18 protein-coding genes are annotated in these 21922 nt (G+C 50.5%); 7 read left to right on the top strand and 11 right to left on the bottom strand.

Annotated features, from left to right (window positions below; translation table 11 throughout):
* Positions 1 to 3: 3 nt before the first annotated feature.
* The 8 genes from proB to LGV68_RS19245 all read right to left on the bottom strand — a co-directional run bounded on the left by proB (position 4) and on the right by LGV68_RS19245 (position 8156).
* Positions 4 to 1137, bottom strand: coding sequence for a glutamate 5-kinase (gene proB / locus LGV68_RS19280; RefSeq protein ID WP_252535912.1), 1134 nt, complete (start codon positions 1135 to 1137; stop codon positions 4 to 6).
* A 123-nt stretch (positions 1138 to 1260) separates the two neighbouring features.
* Complete coding sequence (gene crl / locus LGV68_RS19275) at positions 1261 to 1650, bottom strand: sigma factor-binding protein Crl (RefSeq protein WP_020431937.1); 390 nt, start codon at positions 1648 to 1650, stop codon at positions 1261 to 1263.
* A gap of 99 nt (positions 1651 to 1749) precedes the next feature.
* The gene (frsA, locus tag LGV68_RS19270) at positions 1750 to 2997 is read right to left on the bottom strand and encodes an esterase FrsA (RefSeq protein WP_020331645.1); all 1248 of its coding nucleotides are present in this window, start codon (positions 2995 to 2997) and stop codon (positions 1750 to 1752) included.
* A gap of 90 nt (positions 2998 to 3087) precedes the next feature.
* The gene (gpt, locus tag LGV68_RS19265) at positions 3088 to 3552 is read right to left on the bottom strand and encodes a xanthine phosphoribosyltransferase (RefSeq protein ID WP_020331644.1); all 465 of its coding nucleotides are present in this window, start codon (positions 3550 to 3552) and stop codon (positions 3088 to 3090) included.
* Positions 3553 to 3591: 39 nt separating this feature from the next.
* On the bottom strand, positions 3592 to 4884 hold the full coding sequence (locus LGV68_RS19260) for an NCS2 family permease (RefSeq protein WP_222725001.1): 1293 nt from the start codon (positions 4882 to 4884) through the stop codon (positions 3592 to 3594).
* 271 nt (positions 4885 to 5155) lie between these two features.
* On the bottom strand, positions 5156 to 6478 hold the full coding sequence (locus LGV68_RS19255) for a TRAP transporter large permease subunit (RefSeq protein ID WP_020431940.1): 1323 nt from the start codon (positions 6476 to 6478) through the stop codon (positions 5156 to 5158).
* Positions 6468 to 7085 carry a TRAP transporter small permease gene (locus tag LGV68_RS19250; protein WP_020331641.1) on the bottom strand — a complete coding sequence of 206 codons (618 nt, stop codon included), beginning with the start codon at positions 7083 to 7085 and terminating at the stop codon, positions 6468 to 6470. The genes LGV68_RS19255 and LGV68_RS19250 overlap by 11 nt, the downstream gene beginning before the upstream one ends.
* A gap of 54 nt (positions 7086 to 7139) precedes the next feature.
* Positions 7140 to 8156: a TRAP transporter substrate-binding protein gene (locus tag LGV68_RS19245; protein WP_208592872.1), complete on the bottom strand. Its 1017-nt coding sequence runs from the start codon at positions 8154 to 8156 to the stop codon at positions 7140 to 7142.
* A gap of 219 nt (positions 8157 to 8375) precedes the next feature.
* On the opposite strand from LGV68_RS19245, the gene LGV68_RS19240 reads away from it, so the two are divergent.
* From LGV68_RS19240 to LGV68_RS19210, 7 genes are all read left to right on the top strand, one after another.
* Complete coding sequence (locus LGV68_RS19240) at positions 8376 to 9803, top strand: NAD-dependent succinate-semialdehyde dehydrogenase (protein ID WP_252535909.1); 1428 nt, start codon at positions 8376 to 8378, stop codon at positions 9801 to 9803.
* A 32-nt stretch (positions 9804 to 9835) separates the two neighbouring features.
* Positions 9836 to 11107 (top strand): 4-aminobutyrate--2-oxoglutarate transaminase, encoded by a 1272-nt coding sequence (gene gabT, locus LGV68_RS19235; RefSeq protein WP_158142631.1) that lies wholly within the window; start codon positions 9836 to 9838, stop codon positions 11105 to 11107.
* A 102-nt stretch (positions 11108 to 11209) separates the two neighbouring features.
* Entirely contained in the window at positions 11210 to 12994 is a 1785-nt protein-coding gene (locus LGV68_RS19230) for a PLP-dependent aminotransferase family protein (RefSeq protein WP_055452161.1), read from the top strand.
* Between the two features lie 695 nt (positions 12995 to 13689).
* The gene (locus LGV68_RS19225; protein WP_208592871.1) at positions 13690 to 15162 is read left to right on the top strand and encodes an aminoacyl-histidine dipeptidase; all 1473 of its coding nucleotides are present in this window, start codon (positions 13690 to 13692) and stop codon (positions 15160 to 15162) included.
* Positions 15163 to 15420: 258 nt separating this feature from the next.
* Positions 15421 to 15861, top strand: a complete 441-nt coding sequence (locus LGV68_RS19220) for an ATP-dependent zinc protease (RefSeq protein ID WP_020331633.1) — start codon at positions 15421 to 15423, stop codon at positions 15859 to 15861.
* A complete protein-coding gene (gene rimK, locus LGV68_RS19215; RefSeq protein ID WP_020331632.1) occupies positions 15861 to 16766 on the top strand; it encodes a 30S ribosomal protein S6--L-glutamate ligase in 906 nt (301 codons plus the stop codon). Before LGV68_RS19220 ends, rimK begins: the two co-directional genes overlap by 1 nt.
* A complete protein-coding gene (locus LGV68_RS19210; protein WP_080650564.1) occupies positions 16726 to 17826 on the top strand; it encodes a succinylglutamate desuccinylase/aspartoacylase family protein in 1101 nt (366 codons plus the stop codon). The genes rimK and LGV68_RS19210 overlap by 41 nt, the downstream gene beginning before the upstream one ends.
* A 62-nt stretch (positions 17827 to 17888) precedes the next feature.
* On the opposite strand, the gene LGV68_RS19205 is transcribed toward LGV68_RS19210, so the two are convergent.
* From LGV68_RS19205 to LGV68_RS19195, 3 genes are all read right to left on the bottom strand, one after another.
* The gene (locus LGV68_RS19205) at positions 17889 to 19244 is read right to left on the bottom strand and encodes a sodium-dependent transporter (RefSeq protein WP_172570550.1); all 1356 of its coding nucleotides are present in this window, start codon (positions 19242 to 19244) and stop codon (positions 17889 to 17891) included.
* Positions 19245 to 19369: 125 nt separating this feature from the next.
* Complete coding sequence (locus LGV68_RS19200; RefSeq protein ID WP_252535907.1) at positions 19370 to 20917, bottom strand: diguanylate cyclase; 1548 nt, start codon at positions 20915 to 20917, stop codon at positions 19370 to 19372.
* A gap of 58 nt (positions 20918 to 20975) precedes the next feature.
* Entirely contained in the window at positions 20976 to 21722 is a 747-nt protein-coding gene (locus LGV68_RS19195) for a YggN family protein (RefSeq protein WP_038129493.1), read from the bottom strand.
* Positions 21723 to 21922 lie beyond the last annotated feature (200 nt).

Here is a 21922-nt window from a genome sequence, read left to right as displayed (position 1 = left end):
TCCCTATTCCTGGATCACGACCATGTCGTCGCGGTGAATCACTTCAGAGCCATAATCGTAGCCCAGAATATCGATAATCACTTTGCTGTGTTTGCCAGCAATTTTAGCCAGATCGTGACTAGAATAAGCAGCAATGCCGCGAGCCACTAAATGGCCATGGCCGTTGGTCACACGCACCACTTCGCCACGGGAAAATTCCCCCTGCACACGTACCACGCCTTTGGCCAGCAAACTGCTGCCTTTGGTCATTACCGCGCGTACCGCACCCTCATCAATAAAGATGTCACCTGAAGCTGCAGGTCCCGCCAGAATCCAGCGTTTACGGTTTTCGAGCGCTTCTTCCAATGGCAGGAAGCGCGTGCCTTGTGGCGTTTCGCTCAGCGAATCAAAGATCACGTTCGGCGCTCGGCCCGCTGCAATAATCACTTCGATGCCAGCGCGGCGTGCAATATCAGCTGCCTGTAACTTGGTCGCCATACCACCAGTGCCCAGTGTCGTGCCACTGCCGCCAGCAATTTTACGCAAGGTGTCATCGATGGTTTTGACTTCTTTAATCAGCTCAGCATTGGGGTCTTTGCGAGGATCGGCGGTAAACAAACCTTTCTGGTCAGTCAGCAGCAATAATTTGTCTGCACCACATAAAATACCCACCAGCGCTGACAAGTTATCGTTGTCACCGACTTTGATTTCGTTGGTCGCCACCGCATCGTTTTCATTGACGATAGGAATGATGTCATTGGCTACCAAGGCATTAATGGTGTCACGCGCATTAAGAAAACGCTCACGGTCTTCCAGATCAGCACGGGTCAGCAGAATCTGACCAATTTTGATGCCGTAGATGGAAAAGAGCGATTCCCAAGCCTGAATCAACTGACTTTGCCCCACGGCTGCCAGCAGTTGTTTGCTGGATATCGCGTTGGGCAGTGCGGGGTAACCAAGATGTTCACGGCCTGCTGCAATGGCACCAGACGACACGATCACGACTGAGTGACCTTGTTTTTTCAGCTCAGCACATTGACGCACCAATTCGACCATATGCGCACGGTCGAGCGCCAACGTACCACCGGTAAGAACACTGGTTCCTAGTTTCACGATGACAGTTTGTGAAACTTTTCCGCTTTGTTGATTCGTTTTCATGATTTCTTCTGTGATGGAAAACATTTAAGAGAGGATGTTTTAGCAATCAACTGCGTAATGCACAAGCAGAAAAAGGTGCTAAAAAGCACCTTTTTGATTCACTGGTCAATCAGACGGGTAAAACTAGACGAATTCGATTGACTGATCGTGGAAAGATAACGACAGAGCGAAACGTTCTTTTAACGTTTTCTCTAACTTTTTATGAAATTCTTCCTGGGTTCGATTGACTTCCGGTAGCGCATGCTCGGGCAGCTTATCGGTATCCCATTCCCCGGCTAGGTTGTATCGTCCGATATGATACTTAGCCTCAAACCCCTCTGACGTCGGACTCAGTTCCATCCACCATCCCCAGAATTCACGTTTCTCTGGCGATTTTTTATCGTTTACACAAAATGCAAGGCAATCAAACAGATAGAACCCTTCTTTGCACTGTCCTTCGCGCAAATAAGGACCAATAGCTTTCATTGCTGACAACAAACGATAATGGGTAGGACTTTTCGTCACCTCTGACATATTGACTCTCCGTTTCAATGTTAAGAATGACTATTATTTTTAATAATCATATGTTTAAAAAACATACATTCATCACTCTTAACTAAATTAGGGCAAATGTCACCTACAGAGTTCGTCTTCCAGCCAGTTTATCGCTAAATCGAGGGATTGCTCATATCCTTGTGTAATTGTCTTACTCTTAATTTGCTTCGCTTTTCCGCCCTGACTAAAGATCGCCACCAGTTGGTTATCGCTGTAAGGCGACACCGGATCGCCTTCCAGCCCCATAGCGAGAATCGGCACTTTGGTGCGACGACTGGACAGGAAGCCCTGTACTTTCAGCGACCAGGCCATCATCTGCCCGGACAGGCTGTCGATATCCACGGCAGATTTGCCAAGGCGCGATGCCAGGACATCCAGATACATTTTGGTCATCAGCTTCATCTTGTTCGGTGAAACCAATACGTCATGAATTGGCGCTCCCAACGACACACAGGCGCGAATGCGTTCCGGCTCAAGAAACGAGAGGCGAACCATCGCATTGCCGCCAAAACGAAAACCGACCAGCCCGACACGGAAATGGTCTACCCATGGTAGTGTATTCAGTTGATTCAGTACGGCCTGATGCAGACATGAGGAATCTTCCGTGAGCGCCCAGTGCGAGCTGTGGCCAACAGAAGGCATATCAATGGTCAGCATGGCGATATCACGCTTAACCAGAAAATCGCGGAACAAGCGCCACATATCGGTCTGCAGGCTATCGAGCCCGGCACTGACGATCACCACAGGTTGCGGCTTCTCGGTATTGGAAAGGTGCAGGTGACCGACAATTTTTTTGTTCTGATACGGAAACTCGAGACGTTTGACCACGTATTTGGTCAGATTCGAAGCTTCGGTGTACGCGTTATTGGCCAAGACCTGAGCCTGAATCGACAGGTTGTCATTTTTCAGATGCGGATAACCGGCAATACTGAAACAGAGCGATGCGGCGAACATTTCATCAGCGGCCTCTTCACCCTGCTTTTGCGACGCGCGCGCCTGATGGCGCATGCCTAACTTCGTCCATTCGTACGCCCAGTTACCACTGCGATACCCCATTACCGTATCCAGCCAACGCTCCTCAGTACGGGAGTGTTTCGAGGAAGCAATACGGGCCAGAACTTCTTCTTGTTCAACCGGGTCAATCCCCTGCCAGGCCCATTGCAGACGGCGCAAGTTACGATACCAGGCGTAGCCATCCTGCTCTTTCTTCTGTTCGAGGAAATCCTGACTGCTTGGCATGTACTGGGTGAGAGAGGACGTTTCTTTGGCTTGTTTGTGCTTTTGGAACAAAGTCTCAGAAAGGTTTTTACTGATTTCTTCAGACATAACGCGTCTCTGTTAAGAGGAATGGCCTAATAGTAATAAAAAAAATGGCCCTATACAGGGCCATTATCAAATAAAGTTGAGAATCACGGTTTATTTTTGTTTACGGTTGACGGGTTCAACGTAAGACAACACCATGTCCCAAGGCTGTTCAATCCAAGTATCTTGCGGGATATCAACAACGTACTGATCCACCAGATCACGACCCGCAGGCTTCGCGCATACAGTTACAAACTTAGCTTTCGGGTACATTTCACGAATTTTACGTGCAGTATCACCACTGTCTACCAGGTCATCAACAATCAGGAAACCTTCGCCATCGTGCTCAGGCGCTTTCAGAACGCTCATGTCACGCTGATGATCGTGGTCGTAGCTCGAGATACACACGGTATCCACGTAACGAATACCCAGTTCGCGAGCCAGAATCGCTGCTGGTACCAGGCCACCACGGCTTACACCCAGGATACCTTTCCATTGTTCTGCAGGCATTTGAAGTTCAGCCAGTTCACGGCAGTACTTCTGCATATTGTCCCAAGTGATAACGAATTTTCTACTCATTGTTATAGACCTAAAGTTTGGAAATGTTTTTTGCCAGTGTTACGCGGCAAGAATGTATTTGACTGCAAAGATGATCGCCATTACCCAGACGCTGAGTGATACGTTGCGACCTTTACCACTCAGAAGCTTAATCAGCGCGTACGCGATGAAGCCCATTGAAATACCTTCTGCAATTGAGAAAGTCAGAGGCATCAGAAGACAGGTTACCACCGTCGGGGCCGCTTCTGTCAGATCACGCCAGTCAATGCTGACCAGGCCTGAAAGCATCAGAATTGCGACATAGAACAGCGCACCTGATGTTGCGTAGGCTGGGATCATACCCGCTAATGGCGAGAAGAATAATGCAAGTAGGAACAAAATACCAACCACAACTGCGGTCAGGCCGGTACGGCCACCCGCCGCGACACCAGACACACTTTCTACGTAAGAAGTGGTGTTTGACGTACCCAGCAGAGCACCCACAGAAGTCGCGGTTGAGTCAGCCAGCAGCGCGCGGTTCAGACGTGGAATCTTGCCGTCTTCACCAATAAGGCCCGCTTTCGTTGCCACACCAACCAACGTACCCGCCGTATCAAACAGGTCAACGAACAGGAAGGCAAACACGACTGAAATCATGCCTACTTCAAACACAGAAGAGAAATCCAGTTGCATGAACGTCGGCGCGATGCTTGGCGGAGCCGACATCACGCCGCCCCACTGCACGTCACCGAAAATCAGGCCCAGAGCGGTGATCGACAGAATGGCAATCATTACCGCGCCTTTCACGCCGCGGTGTACCAACGCGATGGTCAGGAAGAAGCCCAGAGCTCCCAGTACCGCAGGCAGAGAAGTAATCGCCCCCAGAGAAACCAGAGTCGCTGGGTTGTCTACCACGATACCGGCATTTTTCAGCGCGATGAACGCCAGGAACAGACCGATACCCGCAGAGATACCCGTTCTGAGTGACATTGGAATCGAGTTAATGATCCACTCACGAATCTTAAACAGGCTCAGCAGAATGAACAGCACACCTGAGCAGAATACCGCCGCCAGTGCCACCTGCCAGGTGTAACCCATGCCCAGCACAACCACATAAGTGAAGAATGCGTTCAGGCCCATACCCGGAGCTTGTGCAATTGGGTAGTTCGCGATCAGACCCATGATGAAACAGCCAACCGCCGCTGCCAGACAGGTAGCAACAAAGACTGCACCACGATCCATTCCGGCATCTGAAAGAATCGCTGGGTTAACGAAAATAATGTATGCCATTGTCAGGAAGGTGGTGATCCCTGCAATGATCTCAGTGCGCACGTTGGTGCCATTTTCACTGAGTTTGAATAGCCTTTCCAGCATGTTCGAATCCTAATAAAGGTAAAAAGTAAACGGTTGCGTAATCGATTGGGCGCAGATTATAAAGTTATCAAATCACAAATTCCAGACGGAATTTGCATCGATTTTGCAGAAACTAAGAAAGAACTATGCACGGTTACACATAAATGGCAGGCGTTTCGCCTAGAAATTAACCGACTTGAATGAGAGTTCAGAAATGAGAACAACCTCTCCCTTTTGCTTGGCTGCACATCAGAGAGAGGTTGTGAATATCAGAAGCGTACCATCGACTGGATTAGGAATTCATCACCTTATTAGGCAACCAGGTGACCAGATCAGGGAACAGCATACAGATCACCAAGACCACAAATTGCACCATGATGAATGGGGTGACGGATTTATACAGATCCATCATCGTGACCCCTTTCGGCGCGATGCCTTTGAGGTAGAACAGCGCAAACCCATAGGGCGGCGTCTGCACCGCAATCACAATGTTGAGAATCATCAATACGCCGAACCAGATGGGGTCATAGCCGAGCGACACGGCCACCGGAGTAAATATCGGCGCGCACATCAGCACAATAATGAATTCATCAATGATAAAACCGAGCAGCAGCATAATGACCTGGAACATCATGATGATCACAATCGGCGGCAGATCGAGATTCTGAGTAAAGCCCGAGACCATGCCCTGAATACCCATCAACAGATGGAAATTACTGAACACCGACGCCCCGAGAATAATCCACATCGCGACACTGACCAGCATGGCGGTTTGCATGCCCGAACGCATCAGCAATTCCGGTTTAAAACGCTTAAACAGAATCGAGAGCAGAATCGCGCCCATCACGCCCAGTGCGCCGGATTCGGTTGGCGTCGCAATCCCGGCAATGATGCTGCCGAGTACCACCACAATCAGAGCAAATGATGAAGCGCCATCACGAATGGTTTTAAACAGCTCATAGCCTTTAGGCACTTCGATGTCATTATCGATATCCATCGGCGCACGTTCCGGACGCAGCTTACAGCTGATCACCACATAACTTATTAGCAGCACGATGGTAATCAGCGCGGGTACCATCGCGCCGAGAAACATCTTGCCGACCGAGTTCTGAGTGGACGACGCGAACATGATCATCGGAATGCTCGGCGGAATCAGAATGCCCAGAGAGCCGCCCGCCATAATAACCCCAAGCGCCAGCTTCTTATCGTAGCCACGTTCAAGCATAGGTTTGAGCGCAATCGAGCTCGAGGTCATGATGCCCGCACCAATGATCCCTACCATGGCACCGATCATCGAACATACGCCGATCACGCTGATCGCCAGCGATCCGCGCACTCGGCCGATCGCCAGTTGGCTGGCATTAAACATGGCATCGCCGATCCCTGAACGCGTCAAAATCTGTCCCATGTAGATATAGAGCGGGATCGCCAGCAAAATAAAGTTAAAGAAGGTGCTCTCGACGGTGGTCGGAATAATATTAAACAGCGACTCCCCCCACACCAGATAACCGACACCCATCGCGATCCCACCCAGCGCCAGACCAACCTGGGCACCAAGAACGAACGCGGTCAGGATACAACCCAACAGAAGCAGGGTTAACATCTCAATTCCCATTTGGGCTCTCCTTGTCAAAAACGGAATCCAGCTGGTCGTTATCGACCTTAAATGGCTGCTCAGTCAGATTGACGTGCTGGTGAACCTCACCATTCAATTCGCGGCCTTTGATCAAAAAGAACAGATTGGCAATCAGCTCCGTAGAATACTGGGCAATAAAAATCACCGCAGAGACGGTAATCATCAGCCAGAAGTGATGCATGGCCGGAGCCCATTCACTCTGGGTTTTGTAGTTAAATTCGACACTTTCGATAAACATACCACCACAGGTTTTAGCCATCACGGCCAAGAAGCCCATCGCCAGAATGCTGGTCAGCACATCAAAAATGCGGCGTGTTTTTTCCGACACTTTGGCGTGAATAATATCGACGTTGATGTGCGCTTCGCGTTGCTGAGCATACGCGCCGCCTAATGCCGCAATGTAGCCAAACAAAAACAGCGATGTGTCATAGCCCCAGATGGTCGGGCGGTTCAGCACGTAACGGGCAAACACTTCGTAGAATACGATCGCGGCAAGCACGGGAAGCAAATACGACACTGAGCGTCCAATCAGACTGACGACGTATTTCGTGAACTGGCAATACCTCAGTAAAATGGCTTCAAGCATAGAAATCTCCCTATAAAAACAGGCGAACCCAAACGGGTTCACCTGCGTCGTCCATTATCGTTGCTCGAGAATATCCACCAGCTGCTTCGAGTACTTGTCTTCCGCTGCGTACTCTTTCGCCAGTGACATGCCCGCTTCTTTCCACGCTTTCAGATCCGCTTCTGAAGGCTGCGGGCTCCATTGCAGGCCTTTGGCCTCCATGTCTGCCACCGCTTGCGATTCCCACAGCTTTGATTTCGACATCTGTTCCTGAGCGTGCGCCGCCGTTGCCGCTTTCACGATTGCCTGCAAGTCAGCTGGCAGTTTGCTCCACTCTTTCTTATTAACAATGATTGGCAGAACCTGTGCGCCCGCCAGTGGCACCGGATACATGTATTTCGCCACTTCAACGTGATTACCATCGCGGTGGTCAATCATGTTCGACCCGATAGAGCCATCGATAACACCCGTCGCCAGCGAGGTGTAAATTTCGCTCCACGCCAGAGAAACCGGAGATGCACCCAGATTGCGCAGGAACTTGCCGTACGCGCCTGGCGCACGAATCTTCAGACCTTTGAAATCGGCAATCGAATTGATGGGCTGTTTGGTGATGATGTAAACCGGTGGCTGAATGTAGGGATCCAGCCATTCGAGGCCTTGCGAACCGTACGCTTCTTTAAGAATTTTGCCCCAGCCTTTGTCGTGGAACAGCGTGGTCAGCTCAGCCACATCAGACGTACCGCCCGGCAGGCCGACTTCTACCACGCCCGCCGGGAATTCACCAGCATGCATTGGCTGAAACGGTGCACCCATAGTGATCAGACCCGATTTCACCGCATTCAGAATACCGCTGGTCCCGACGCCTTCACCGGAGTACAGCACCTGCACCGCAATGCGGCCGTTAGACATGGTCTCAATGTTTTTTGCCAGGTCTTCATACACCTCACCAAACGCGGTGCCACGGCCGTATAAGTTCGCGAAACGCCAGTTGTACTGCGCGGCCATGGTCGCGGTCGAACACATCAGTGCACTTACCCCGACAGCCGCGGCCAGAACGGCTTTCGCCAGCTTGGTTCCCTTTACACTTAACATAGAAATTCCTCTTCCTGCATCGTTACACTTTTGTTATTGATTTGTTTCCCGACTCAATATGAAGAACGGAAAAGGAATGCGATAGTGCCAGTCGCGAAGTTGTTATGGTACCAGCCAGGCTCGCCGTTCTGGTACCAACGTTTGTGACCAACTGGTACTCAGTGCGACCCACTTTTTGTGTCTAACATGCAATCAACAGCCTACAAAAGAGACACAAATATGGAGCACATTGTTAACAAAACTCTGCTGAATGCGACCTGCGCCGCCAGTGATGACGCGATTGCGGTACTCAACCCCGCCACCGATGAGATTCTGGCCTACATTCCGTCGCTGGATACGCAAACCATTCATGAACTGATTGACCGTTCGAAACAGGCACAGCTTGTTTGGCAGGAAAAAAGTGCAGCTGAGCGCTCAGTGATTCTCAAGCGTTGGTACGACTTGATGCTGGATAACGCCGACGATCTGGCACGCATCATGACTCTCGAACAGGGTAAACCTCTGGCTGAAGCCAAAGGGGAAGTGATGTACGGCGCCTCATTCATTCAGTGGTTTGCCGAAGAAGGCAAACGTACCTATGGCGATACCATTCCGTCACCGGCTGGGAATAAACGTCTGCTGACCGTGAAACAACCGATTGGTGTCGCCGCCGCCATCACGCCATGGAACTTCCCGATTGCGATGATCACCCGCAAGGCCGCGCCTGCGCTGGCCGCTGGTTGCAGCTTCATCGTCAAGCCTGCCAACCAAACACCGCTGTCGGCTTATGCGACCGCGGAGCTGGCCTATCAGGCGGGGCTGCCTCAAGATCTGCTGATTGTGCTCAACAACCATTCATCGGTCGCGGTTGGCGATATTTTCTGCACTCACGAGGACATCAAAAAGCTGTCGTTCACCGGGTCGACTCAAGTGGGCCGCCACCTGATTACCCAATGCGCGGGCACCATCAAACGCACGTCGATGGAGCTGGGCGGCAACGCACCGTTTATCGTGTTTGATGACGCCGACATTGATGCCGCGGTACAAGGGGCCATTGCTTCGAAATTCCGCAACGCCGGTCAAACCTGCGTGTGCGCCAACCGCTTCTATGTGCAGGATGCAGTGTATGACGAGTTCGTGACTAAATTTGTTGCCGCCGTCGCCGAGCTGAAAATGGGCAACGGCCTTGAAACCGGCGTCAATATCGGTCCGCTGATTGACATCAAAGCCAAAAACAGTGTGCTCGGTTACATCAACACCGCAGTCGAACAAGGCGCCAGCATTGCGCTGGGCGGAAAATCGGCTGGCGGACTGTTTGTTGAGCCGACCGTACTGACCAACGTGACGCAGGAGATGGACATTGTCCAGACTGAGCTGTTTGGCCCGGTCGCGCCAATCGTACGTTTCTCTCATGATGAGGAACTGGTGAGCTGTGCCAATGACACCATTTATGGCCTCGCCAGCTACTTCTACACCAACAATATTCACCGCGCTTTCCACATCGCTGAAAAACTGGAATACGGCATGGTCGGTATCAACGAAGGGCTGATTTCCAACGAAGTCGCGCCATTTGGCGGCGTGAAGCAGTCCGGTTTTGGCCGCGAAGGCGCCAAACAAGGCATCGACGAATACCTCAACATCAAATACCTCTGCTTCGGTGGCTTTTAAGCCGCCGAACGTAACCACAAGGACACGCAAACATGACAAATACGGAATGGCAAAGTCGCAAGGAAAAAGTCGTCGCGAAAGGCATGGCTAACCTGGCACCTATCTACGCAGCGAAAGCAGAAAACGCGCTGATCACCGACATTGAAGGTAAGCAGTACATCGATTTTGCCGCAGGTATCGCGGTCAACAACACCGGCCACTCACACCCACGCATCGTCGCCGCGGTAAAAGAGCAGCTCGAGCAATTCAGTCACACTTGTTCCATGGTGACCCCGTACACCAGTTTTGTCGAACTGGCAGAGAATGTGGTCGACATTGCTCCGGGTAATTTCGACAAGAAAGCCGCATTTGTAACGACGGGCGCGGAAGCGGTAGAAAATGCGATCAAATTTGCGCGCGCTTACACTGGCCGTAGCGGCGTGATTGCCTTTAAAGGCGGTTTCCATGGTCGTACTAACCTGTGTATGGGCCTGACCGGCAAAACCGCACCGTACAAAATCGGCTTTGGTCCGTTCCCGAACGAAATCTATCACGTGCCTTACCCAAATGCGTACCACGGCATCAGCCAAGAGCAGAGCCTCAGCGCGATTCAGGACCTGTTTGCCTGCGACATCGAGCCATCACGTGTTGCTGCGATCATTTTTGAACCGATTCAGGGTGAAGGCGGTTTCTACCAAGCACCGAACGCCTGGGTCAGCGCGATTCGCGAACTGTGTGACCAACACGGCATCGTGATGATCTGTGATGAAATTCAGACTGGTTTTGCCCGCACAGGCAAACTGTTTGCGTGTGAATACTTCGACGCCAAGCCAGATTTGATCACCATGGCGAAAGGGATTGCCGGTGGCTTCCCGCTATCCGGTGTGGTCGGCAAAGCGGAAATCATGGATTCAGCGACGCCGGGCGGCATCGGTGGCACATACGCTGGTTCTCCCTTAGCCTGCCGCGCCGCGCTGGAAGTGATTAAGATCATCAAAGACGAAAATCTGTGTGAGAAAGCGCAACACGTCGGTCTGCAATTTAAAGAAAGCTTGATCGAAATGCAGAAAGCGATCCCGCAAATCGGGGATATTCGTCAGGTCGGCGCCATGATTGCGATGGAACTCAATGATCCAACCACTGGCCAGCCACTTGCAGACCTGACCAAACAATTGGTATTAAAGTGTCATCACCAAGGTGTGATCTTGCTCTCATGTGGTGTTAAGGCAAACGTAATTCGTTTCCTTCCACCGCTGACCATTGAGTCAGAGCTGATCACGAAAGGCCTGGATATTATAAAAACGGAACTGCAGTCGTTAATCTGAGCGTCAACGATTTCCCAAGGAGATGTGCAGTCATGCACATCTCTTTTCGCTCCCCCTTCGTTGGTACTCATCGGATTCGACTGTTTGATGTGCAGGAAAGCTATGCTGTATCAATTTATTCATATCGACCCCCAGGATTCGCGTACGCTACAGGATCAAATTAAAAGCGACATCGCGAAAGCCATCTTTGCCGGATTTGTGCCCAAGCAAACCAGCATCATGTCATCCCGTCGTCTGGCGGAAAAACTCAAGGTCTCGCGCAATACTATTTTGCGGGTCTACGAACAGCTCGCCGAGGAAGGAGTGTTGGTGCCGATTGAACGTAAAGGCTACTACGTCAATCCGCAACTGGAACTGAGCGCTCCGGCGACCAGTTCGACTTCGCCCTCCCCCGCCAGCAGCGGCGCTCTGGACTGGTTTAACTACCTGAATACCGAACACACCCGCTCGGATGTCGTCGTCAAGGATCTCAGCGACTACCCTTATTTGTTCGTCAACGGCATTGTCGACGAAGACCTGTTTCCGGTGTCGGAATGGCGTAAATGCAGCATTCAGTCACTGAATAAAAGCAACCATCGCAGCTGGACTTCCAATGATCACGACTACGAAGAGCTGATTGAACAAATTCGCACCCGCGTGCTGACCAAGCGCGGTATTTTTGTCTCCAAAGACAATATCGCCATCACTCTTGGCTGCCAGAATAGCCTCTATTATCTGGCCAAATTGCTGGTCGCCAAACAGAGTACGGTCGCGATGGAAAACCCCGGTTATCCGGAAGCACTGCATCAGTTTCAGGCACGGCGTGCCAACGTGCTGCCAATCGAAGTCGACCGCCAGGGATTGGTCGTGGACGAGCGGCTGGCGGCGTGTCATGTGGTGTACACCACGCCGAGCAACCAATTTCCCACCACGGTGCGCATGTCATCGGAGCGGCGCAAAGCGCTGATGGCCATGGCCGAGCAGCACGATTTTCTGGTCATCGAAGATGACTTTGAACACGACGTCAGCTTTATTGAAGACAGTTGCCCGCCACTGCGCTGCGAATATCACAGCGAGCGCATCATTTATATCTCCAGTTTTACCTCGAGCATCGCACCGGGACTGCGTATCGGTTTTATCGTTGCCGCCGAACCGCTCATCGCACAAATCAAATCGCTTCAGGTGCGCACCCACAGCCTGCCGCCGAAAAGCAACTGCCAGACGCTGGCTCTGTTTCTCAGCCTTGGTTATTACGATGTGTTGGCGCAAAAGCTTCTCAAGCGCTACCGCGATAAGTGGCTGACAATGGAAAAAGCGATGAACTATTACTTTCCGCAATCCGGCGCCGTCGCTTCGCTGGCAGGCACCGCATTTTGGATCGAATACAAACAGGGTTTTGATGCCGAGCGTTTTGAACGGCTGGCAGAAGAGCAAGGCATCCTGATCAACAATGGCGCCAAGTACTACTGCTGCGATCACAAGAACAACAGTTTTCGGCTCAGCTTCCAGTCGATTCGTACCGAAAACATTCGTGAAGGCATCAAGCAACTGGCGCGTATCGCCAAGCAGGTACTGCCTAATGAACGGCTAGAGGATTGCGAATCCGTCCCGCTCAACGGGCAACAAATCCGCGCATTGTTTACCAATCAGACACTCCTGACCAAAGACTGCTTTAACATTCCCTACCGGATTACTCTGCAGGCCGACGGCAAGCTGATCGGCATTTCCGATCGTCCTAACGACGTGGATGAAGGTTACTGGTGGGTTGAGAATGACAAGTTTGTCTATCAGTGGCGTAACTGGCAGTTTTCCGACATTCGTTACATCACGATCGTCAGTGAACAGGGCGAGATCAAACGTTTTGATGAAGAAGGATACTTTATCGGCGAGGCGCGGATCGTTCGCTGATTGGTGGTTTTTCCGGATCGCAGAGATAAAAAAACGCCACCTGAATACAGGTGGCGGTGAATCATATTAACCAAATTTGATTAAAAATAAATTCCAATATAGGGGTGAACAAAACTGTTCAAGTTGCAAGCTATCGCTTAGTAGCCAAAGCTTGACGGGTATGTAAAGCTGCCGGTAAACACAGATTTGTTTTTCCAGAACATTACAGAAGATAAACCTTTATTCATAACTATCACCATTAAAACCATACATTCTTGATTGATTTCTCGGTTCCCTGGAGGCGATAAATCGGACTCATCCTTTGAGCATTTTGTCTTCGCTTTCGAAGTTGGTTACAAATATACCACCAAGAAATTTTATTACAATACTTTTGGTGATAAAAATCACATAAATCCAATTAATTGATCCATGTCAGGTTAATTTGGTAATTAAATTACAAAAAACTCAGCTTGTTTTTTAATAAAATTACCAATAAGGCGCAATTGATTGCATTTAGTGTGAACAAGGTTACCACGATGATCCTCAAAGTGTGATAAATGGAAAACTATTGATCCGTAAATGCGCTACTCCCCACTTGCGCATAATGGTATGCTGTTGACCGTCACTATGTCATAGCCCGATCACAGTCTATTTCTCTAAAAATAGCGTCAAACACCTATCAATGATCGGGAAATATTACACAAAAGGAGTTATCTGTGTCTGAATTCCATTCTGAAATCAGCAAGTTATCACCTGCCCCTGTGTGGCAGTTTTTCGATAAGATTTGCTCAATTCCACACCCTTCAAAACACGAAGAAGCTTTGGCGCAATACATTATTGGCTGGGCCAAAGAACAAGGGCTGGATGTTCGCCGCGATCCAACCGGCAACGTTTTCATCAAAAAACCAGCTACCCCGGGTATGGAACATAAAAAAGCGGTCGTGCTGCAAGCGCACATCGATATGGTTCCACAAAAGAATGAAGACACAGATCATGACTTCGCTAAAGATCCGATTCAGCCATACATTGATGGCGAATGGGTCACCGCCAAAGGCACCACTCTGGGCGCAGACAACGGCATCGGCATGGCAACCTGTCTGGCGGTACTGGCATCCACAGAGATCAAGCACGGTCCACTCGAAGTGCTGCTGACCATTGATGAAGAAGCGGGCATGACAGGCGCATTCGGCTTGGAAGCCGGCTGGCTGGAAGGTGAAATCCTGCTAAACACCGACTCTGAACAGGAAGGCGAAGTCTACATGGGCTGCGCTGGCGGCGTGGACGGTGCATTAACCTTTGATATTCAGCGCGAAGCACTGCCAGCGGGTTACGTGACTCGTCAACTGACCCTGAAAGGGCTCAAAGGTGGCCACTCAGGTTGTGACATTCACACTGGTCGTGGCAACGCCAACAAGCTGATTGCGCGTTTCCTTGCGGGTCATGCGCAAGAGCTGGATCTGCGTCTGATTGAATTCCGCGGCGGCAGCCTGCGCAACGCGATCCCGCGTGAAGCATTCGTCACAGTGGCGATTCCTGCCGACAATCAAACCAAACTCGATGAACTGTTCACCACTTACACTGAGTTGCTGAAAGCCGAACTTGGCCGCGTGGAAACCAATCTGGTGACGTTCAACGAAGCCAAAGAAGCGGCTCTGGGCGTTTTTGCACTGGCAGATCAGCAACGCGTTATTGCGGCACTGAATGCTTGCCCGAACGGCGTGATCCGCATGAGTGATGACATCGAAGGTGTGGTAGAAACCTCACTGAACGTGGGTGTGATCACTACAGACGAACAGCAGATTAAAGTGTTGTGTCTGATTCGTTCACTGATCGACTCTGGCCGCAGCCAAGTGGAAAGCACGCTGACGTCTGTTGCAGAACTGGCAGGCGCGGATATTGCGTTTTCTGGTGCTTACCCGGGCTGGAAACCGGACGCCGATTCAGAAATCATGCACATCTTCCGCGATATGTATGAAGGCATTTACGGTCACAAACCAAATATCATGGTGATCCACGCAGGCCTTGAATGTGGTCTGTTTAAGAAGCCATACCCAGAAATGGACATGGTTTCGTTCGGCCCAACCATCAAATTCCCGCACTCTCCGGATGAGAAAGTGAAGATCGACACGGTCGGTCTGTTCTGGGAGCAAATGATTGCTTTGCTGGAAAATATTCCGGCTAAAGCGTAATCAAAAAGCCGGGGCCAAACCCCGGCTTTGTTTTGCTAAACTATCAATAATTTTTGTCGACACGAAAAATTTAATTCATTAGATTGAATTTATTGTTCGCTGCTAGAGTTCGCGTCCTTGAAGTTCCCAGAGTTATTCACCAAACTCTATTCAAGCGATAACTCCATTATGAAGTTGTATCGGGGATGCTGCTTAAGCCCAACTCTTTCGGGTAAATTCCTGAGCAGTATCTGAAATTCTCAAACTAATGAAATTGCGATGAAAGAAAAAATGATTGTCGGATGGCGAGAAACACTCAGCCTTCCAGGGTTAGGTATTGATAAAATTAATGCAAAAATCGATACCGGAGCCCGAACGTCTTGCTTGCACGCATTCAAGGTAGAGAGCTTTACCAAAGAAGAGGCTCTTTGGGTTCGTTTTTGGATCCATCCCTTGCAACATAATGTAGATAAAGTCACTGTGTGTGAAGCAGAAGTGGTGGACGAGCGTACGGTCCGCGATTCCGGTGGCCACGAAGAGACGCGATTTGTGATCAAATCAGACCTCTCTCTCGGCGGCGAAACCTGGTCAGCAGAGATCACGCTCACCAACAGGGAAAACATGGCGTTTCGCATGCTGTTAGGCCGCACTGCCATGCACCACAGAATTGTTGTCGACCCAACTGAGTCGTTTTTAATCCCTTTCGAGGAGCCTAGATAATGAAAATTGGTATTCTGTCGCGTAATTCTTCGTTGTATTCAACCAAGCGATTGATTGAAGCATGTAAGCAACGCGGGCACGAAGTTAAAGTGATCGATGCATTACGCTGCTATATGAATATCAATTCAGATAAGCCCGAGATTCACTTCAAAGGTGAAGAGCTTGCGGGCTTTGATGCCGTGATTCCTCGTATCGGTGCATCAGTGACCTTCTACGGTACGGCGGTTCTGCGTCAGTTCGAGATGATGGGCGTGTACCCAGCCAACGAATCGGTCGCCATCAGCCGTTCGCGTGACAAGCTGCGTTCGATGCAATTGCTATCACGCAAAGGCATCGGCATGCCGATCACCGGTTTTGCCAGCAAACCTGATGATGTCAAAGACTTACTCGACATGGTGGGCGGTGCTCCGGTGGTGATTAAACTGCTTGAAGGCACCCAAGGCATCGGTGTAGTGTTAGCGGAAACCCGCAAAGCAGCGGAAAGTGTTATCGAAGCCTTTATGGGCCTGAAAGCCAACATCATGGTTCAGGAATACATTAAAGAAGCCGGTGGCGCAGACATCCGTTGTTTTGTGATTGGTGATAAAGTGATTGCCGCGATGAAACGTCAGGGCGCTGAAGGGGAATTCCGTTCCAACCTTCACCGTGGCGGTACCGCCTCGCTGGTAAAAATTACTCCACAAGAACGCAAAACCGCAATCGAAGCCGCCAAAGCAATGGGCCTGAATGTCGCGGGTGTTGACCTGCTGCGCTCAGATCGTGGTCCACTGGTGATGGAAGTAAACTCCTCACCGGGTCTGGAAGGCATCGAAGCAGCGACCGGTAAAGACATCGCAGGATTGATTGTCGAATTTATTGAGAAGAATGCGGCCAGTAAAAGGACCCGAACCCGTGGCAAAGGTTAATAGCAAGAATAAACCGTATCAGTTTCTGGGGGAGTCCATTCCCCCAGGAAGCAAAAAAGTCATAGAGCTGGAAGCAGCCAAACTCTACACCCACTCACCGCTTTCTATTCCCGTTGAAATCATTCATGGCTCGGCCCCTGGCCCAGTGCTGATGGTCAACGCCGCTATCCACGGTGACGAGCTCAACGGCGTCGAAATTGTTCGCCAACTCATCAACCTCATCGATCCGAAAAAGCTTAAAGGTACCCTGATCACGGTCCCGATCGTCAACGTGTTCGGCTTTATTCATAAATCCCGTTATCTGCCGGACCGCCGCGATCTCAACCGCTGCTTTCCCGGCAGTGAGAAAGGTTCGCTCGCCTCGCGTATGGCGCACACCTTCTTCTCTCAGGTAGCCCTCAACTGTGATTACATCATTGATCTGCACACTGGCGCGATTCATCGTACCAACCTGCCACAGATTCGCGCCGACCTGAGCAACCCGGAAACGCTGCGTGTTGCTCAGGCATTTGCTACGCCCGTGATCCTAGATTCGCCGCTGCGTAACGGCTCGCTGCGCAGTGAGGCGGAAAAATCGGGGATTACGGTCCTGACTTACGAGGCGGGTGAAGCGTTGCGCTTTGAACCGATTGCCATCAGCGCCGGCATCGTCGGTATTAAACGCGTGATGCAGGCGATCGGCATGATGCGTGTCAGCCGGAAAAAGCTACCAACATCGGTGATTGCAAAATCCACCAGTTGGCTGCGTGCCGAAGCCGATGGTATCTTGCGCACCGTCGTCTCACTTGGCGACCGCGTTGAACGTGGTCAGGTCCTGGCTTACATCAACTCGCCACTGGGTAACGTCGAAGTGGAAATCAAAGCCAACAAAGGCGGCATCGTAATTGGCCAGCAAACGCTGCCACTGGTAAACGAAGGCGATGCCGTGTTCCATCTGGCCTACTTCAGCCAGCGTGATGATATGGTGGAACAAGTGGTGGGCGACTTTATTGAGGAAGTTATCGACACCGATTTGGAACCACTGACCACTGGTCAGTTGATGCCACCATCACCAGCCTGATGGATCCGAGATAGCAAAAAGCCCCCGATCAACGGGGGCTTTTTTATTGCTGTTACCAGAGCTTAACCAAATGAAGCCCAGATAACTGCGGCCACCAGCAATGGACACACAAAGCGTACATACCAAGGCCAGATTTTACCAAACAGGCTTTGCGTAAATTCTGGGAAGCCCTGCTCCAGCTCTTTAAACTTAGCGTTGCGGTTCCATACCCAGCCACCGAACAGACAGAACATCAGTGCGGCGGTAGGTTGCAGATACTGCGTTGCCGTTGTTGCTACCAAGCCAAACAGTGCTCCGAAGTTGTAAACAATCACCACGCTGAACAGTGCAATTATCCCACCCAATACCCAACTGGTTGGCGTACGTTTGGTATTAAAGCGCTCGCCGACCAGAGCCACCGGGCACTCCAACATCGAAATCGACGACGTCAGCGCAGCAATCGTCAGCAGCAGGAAGAAGACAATCGAAAACAGCTGGCCAAACAACCCAAGGCTATCAAACATCAGCGGCAGAACCGTAAATACCAAGGTATCGGAGCTGAGCAATGAACCATCTTCCGCATAAATTTGTACGCCTTTGTGCATCGCGACAAACATCGCTGGCATCACCACCAGACCCGCAATAAACGCCACACCGGTATCGACCAAAGTCACGTTCATCGCCATCTTTGGCAAGTTCTCTTTCTTACTCAGGTATGAACCATAAATAAGCATCGAACAGCCACCAATGGTCAGAGAGAAGAATCCCTGCCCCATAGCCGCCAGAATCAGTTTGCGATCCCAGACTTTCTCAAAATCCGGTACCAGATAATGCTGCAGCCCTTCCATCGCACCTTGCTGCATCATGATATAGATGAACAAGACTCCGAACAGCACGAACAGCGCAGGCATCAGCCGTGTCGACCATTTTTCGATCCCCTGCTTAACGCCACCTTGCACAATCAGAATAGTCAGAACGTAAAAAATGAGAGTACCAAGAAGGTTACGTTCTACCGAAAAGCCTTTTAACCACGCTGTGACGCTTTCCAGACCGATGATATCCGTCACTGCACCCAGCATGAAACAGATGATCCAGCCACCCACAATGCTATAAAACGCCAGTACGGCACTCGGTACACTCAGACCAATCCAGCCCACCAGACCACCGATACGTTTGGCAAACGCATTGCCCGTCAGCGAACGCATACTATCGACCGGGTTAGCCTGACCATAACGGCCAATGGCCATTTCGACGACCAGCATCGGGAAAGCGACGACGAAAATCAGAACCAGATAGACCAACAAGAACGCGCCACCACCATTGCTGGCCGCCTGTGTCGGAAAGCCCCAGATGTTACCAAGGCCAACTGCCGCGCCTGCTGCGGCTAAAATGAACCCAAGGCGAGAGCCAAAAGTTTCACGGGTATTATTCTGTGCCATTACCACTCACACATATCATCAAACTAGTTGGCTAGTACACTAATACAAACCAACAAAATACTCAATGAGTAATAGGATGGTTTGCCGGATAAACACGAGAATAACGGGAAGTTATATCGTAAATGTTAATTTACATGGTTGTTCTGTTCATCTTTTGAACAAAAGTCGGTAATCACGTACTGAGCTCGTCCCAGCTCTTTGGCCTGATACAAGGCTTGATCCGCCTCGTGAAACAGTAACTGATAGGTTTCTCGACCCGGCTTACACGCCCTTACTCCGCCGATACTGATCGACAGGATTGGTTTGAGTGGCGAGACGCTATGCTCAATCGCCAACTGATCGACATAACTCATCATCTGTAATGCGAACTGATGCGGATCCAGTTCGTTGTCGCTCGCCAGCACCACACAAAACTCTTCGCCCCCAAAGCGAGCCAAGACCTTCGCTCCGGCAAAAGAGACCTGCTCCAGTGCGTTTGCCACTCGTTTTAGCGCGCGATCGCCTTCGAGATGGCCATAGTGATCATTGTAAAGTTTGAAATAATCCACATCGATCAGATACAGCACGATCCAAGGATATTGCTGCTCCACAATGAAACTGGTGAGCTCACTTTCCAGTTTACGCCGATTGGAAATACGGGTCAGTGGATCGTGTTCAGACTGCCAGCGCAGCTCCTCCCGGCTTTGCTCCAGCTCGGAAAAAATCTGGTTGATGGTCCGGGCGAACGCTTTCATTTCCCGTGAAACAAAAAAATGTTCATCCGGGATTTTGCCACCCGAAAGTTTGAATCGCTCCAACACTCGGTTGGCATCCGTGATGGGTCGGACCAAAGAATCGACCACCAGCAGGTTGATGAAATACATCAGCACCGAAAACGTCATCAAGGCGACAATTTCATCCGTTCGAATAAAAGTCGGTAGCTTAACCTTGTGCACCAGTTTGATAAGTACGCTGGAGTGACCGCTGAAATCGAGCTTTTCCAGATAGCTGATATTGGGTTCGGGTTTGGGCTTTGGTGCAAACGGCGCACGGCTCAACACATCAATATCGATACCGGTGGCCTGTTCAATGACGCTGGCGAACTGGCTGCGCACTTTCTTGACGAAAATCAGATAACCTTTATCACAGCCCGAACCTTCGCTGTTACACACGCGCGAGGTCGCGGCCAGATACGGCTCCTGCCCCACCACAACAAAACGCACCGACGCTTCCACATAATCGCTGCGGGACCGTTTCGGCTCACTCAATATAATCGGAAAGTAAGGGACGAAGGGTTGGTAATCACCCACTCTACTCTGCTCAAAATCATACTTCATACCCCACACCAACTTTTCCTGCGGGGTAAAAATAAAAATGCCATCCAGAGCTTTCGACTGAAATGCATGAATACCGATGCTGTCGTCGATGAATTCAGGATTGGGATGGGCAATGTAATCCGCCATATCATTCCAGGCCGCGTAGTCAGCCATGGAAGCGCCCATTTCCTGCTTCTCCAGCGCAATGATGGTTTCCACGCGCTTAGTCTCGGCCAGTTGCAACTGGCGTGCGTGCTCAAGCTCACGGTCAAACGACCAGAAGTATTTGAAGGCGAGATAAAAAGCCACAAAGCAGGCAACCACCGCCAGTGCAGTCAGCGCAGTTAACGAACGTAAACTGATATTGGAGAGAGTCATGGCACCTTTGCTAATTGTTCAGGACGATGAAAAAGAGCGCCGAAGCGCTCTTTTCAGTTTAGATGGTAAAAACTTGATAGTTCTTAAGTTCAGGAATTTTTTGATGGAGTTTCTGTTCTTGTTCAACCACATCGTCCAGCGAATCGCACAATTCCCGGCGCTCTTTCTCAATGGTTTGCGAGTGTTCATTGAAGCGCTCTTCCAAGCGAGTCTTGAGGTCAGCCATGGTATTGCCCAATTCGGTCAGATTGATACCGCCGTCTTCTTTCATCTTGGTGGCAATCGCATCAAACGCCCCCGTCAGGAACTCCTGGGTAAACAGGGCGCGAGCTTTATCAAAATCCTGCTGCCATTGTTGGCTCATCGATTCAAACGTATCTGCAGGCAGTACCCAGTCGCCGTTCTTGTTATAGCGGGCTTCGATATCCGCCACAAACGCTTTCAGGTTCTGCTTCACGCTGTCAAATGCCTGAGGCGAATCAATACTGGCAGCCACATCATCTAGAATATCGTTTGCCATTGCCAAACCATCACTGGCTACCTGACGCGCTTTCGGTAAAGCATTCGCCAGACTCTCACGGTACGACTCTACAGCTTGCTGCTGTTGAGGCGTCAGAGACTGCTTTTCACCGGACAAGTAGAGGTTGTTATTCTGATCCATCACGGCAGTTTGTCCGTTAGCAGCATGAATTTCCACATTCGAGCCACTGAGATGAATTTCGTTCTTCACGTCCACCTGTTGGCATTGTGCCGCCCATAATGAGGTACTGCACAGTAAAGAGGTTACTAAAACTAGTTTTTTCATCATCATTCCGGTCTGTGACATTGAGCTCTCTCCAAACAAAGTGGGCGCAATTGGCCAAGCGTTGAGTTCGATAAGTGCCGCTACCGCCCATTAGAGGGCAATCTTGCACTGATATCATGTTGTTAGTACAGGACGAGGCTAACCATACCCAAAACTGCGTCTCGCTAAGTTAACGGCTTGTCAGTTATTGATTCGCTATC

The sequence above is a fragment of the Vibrio sp. LQ2 genome (assembly GCF_023920125.1).
Lineage (GTDB): Bacteria > Pseudomonadota > Gammaproteobacteria > Enterobacterales > Vibrionaceae > Vibrio > Vibrio fluvialis.
This window is presented reverse-complemented; position numbering and strand designations above follow the sequence as displayed.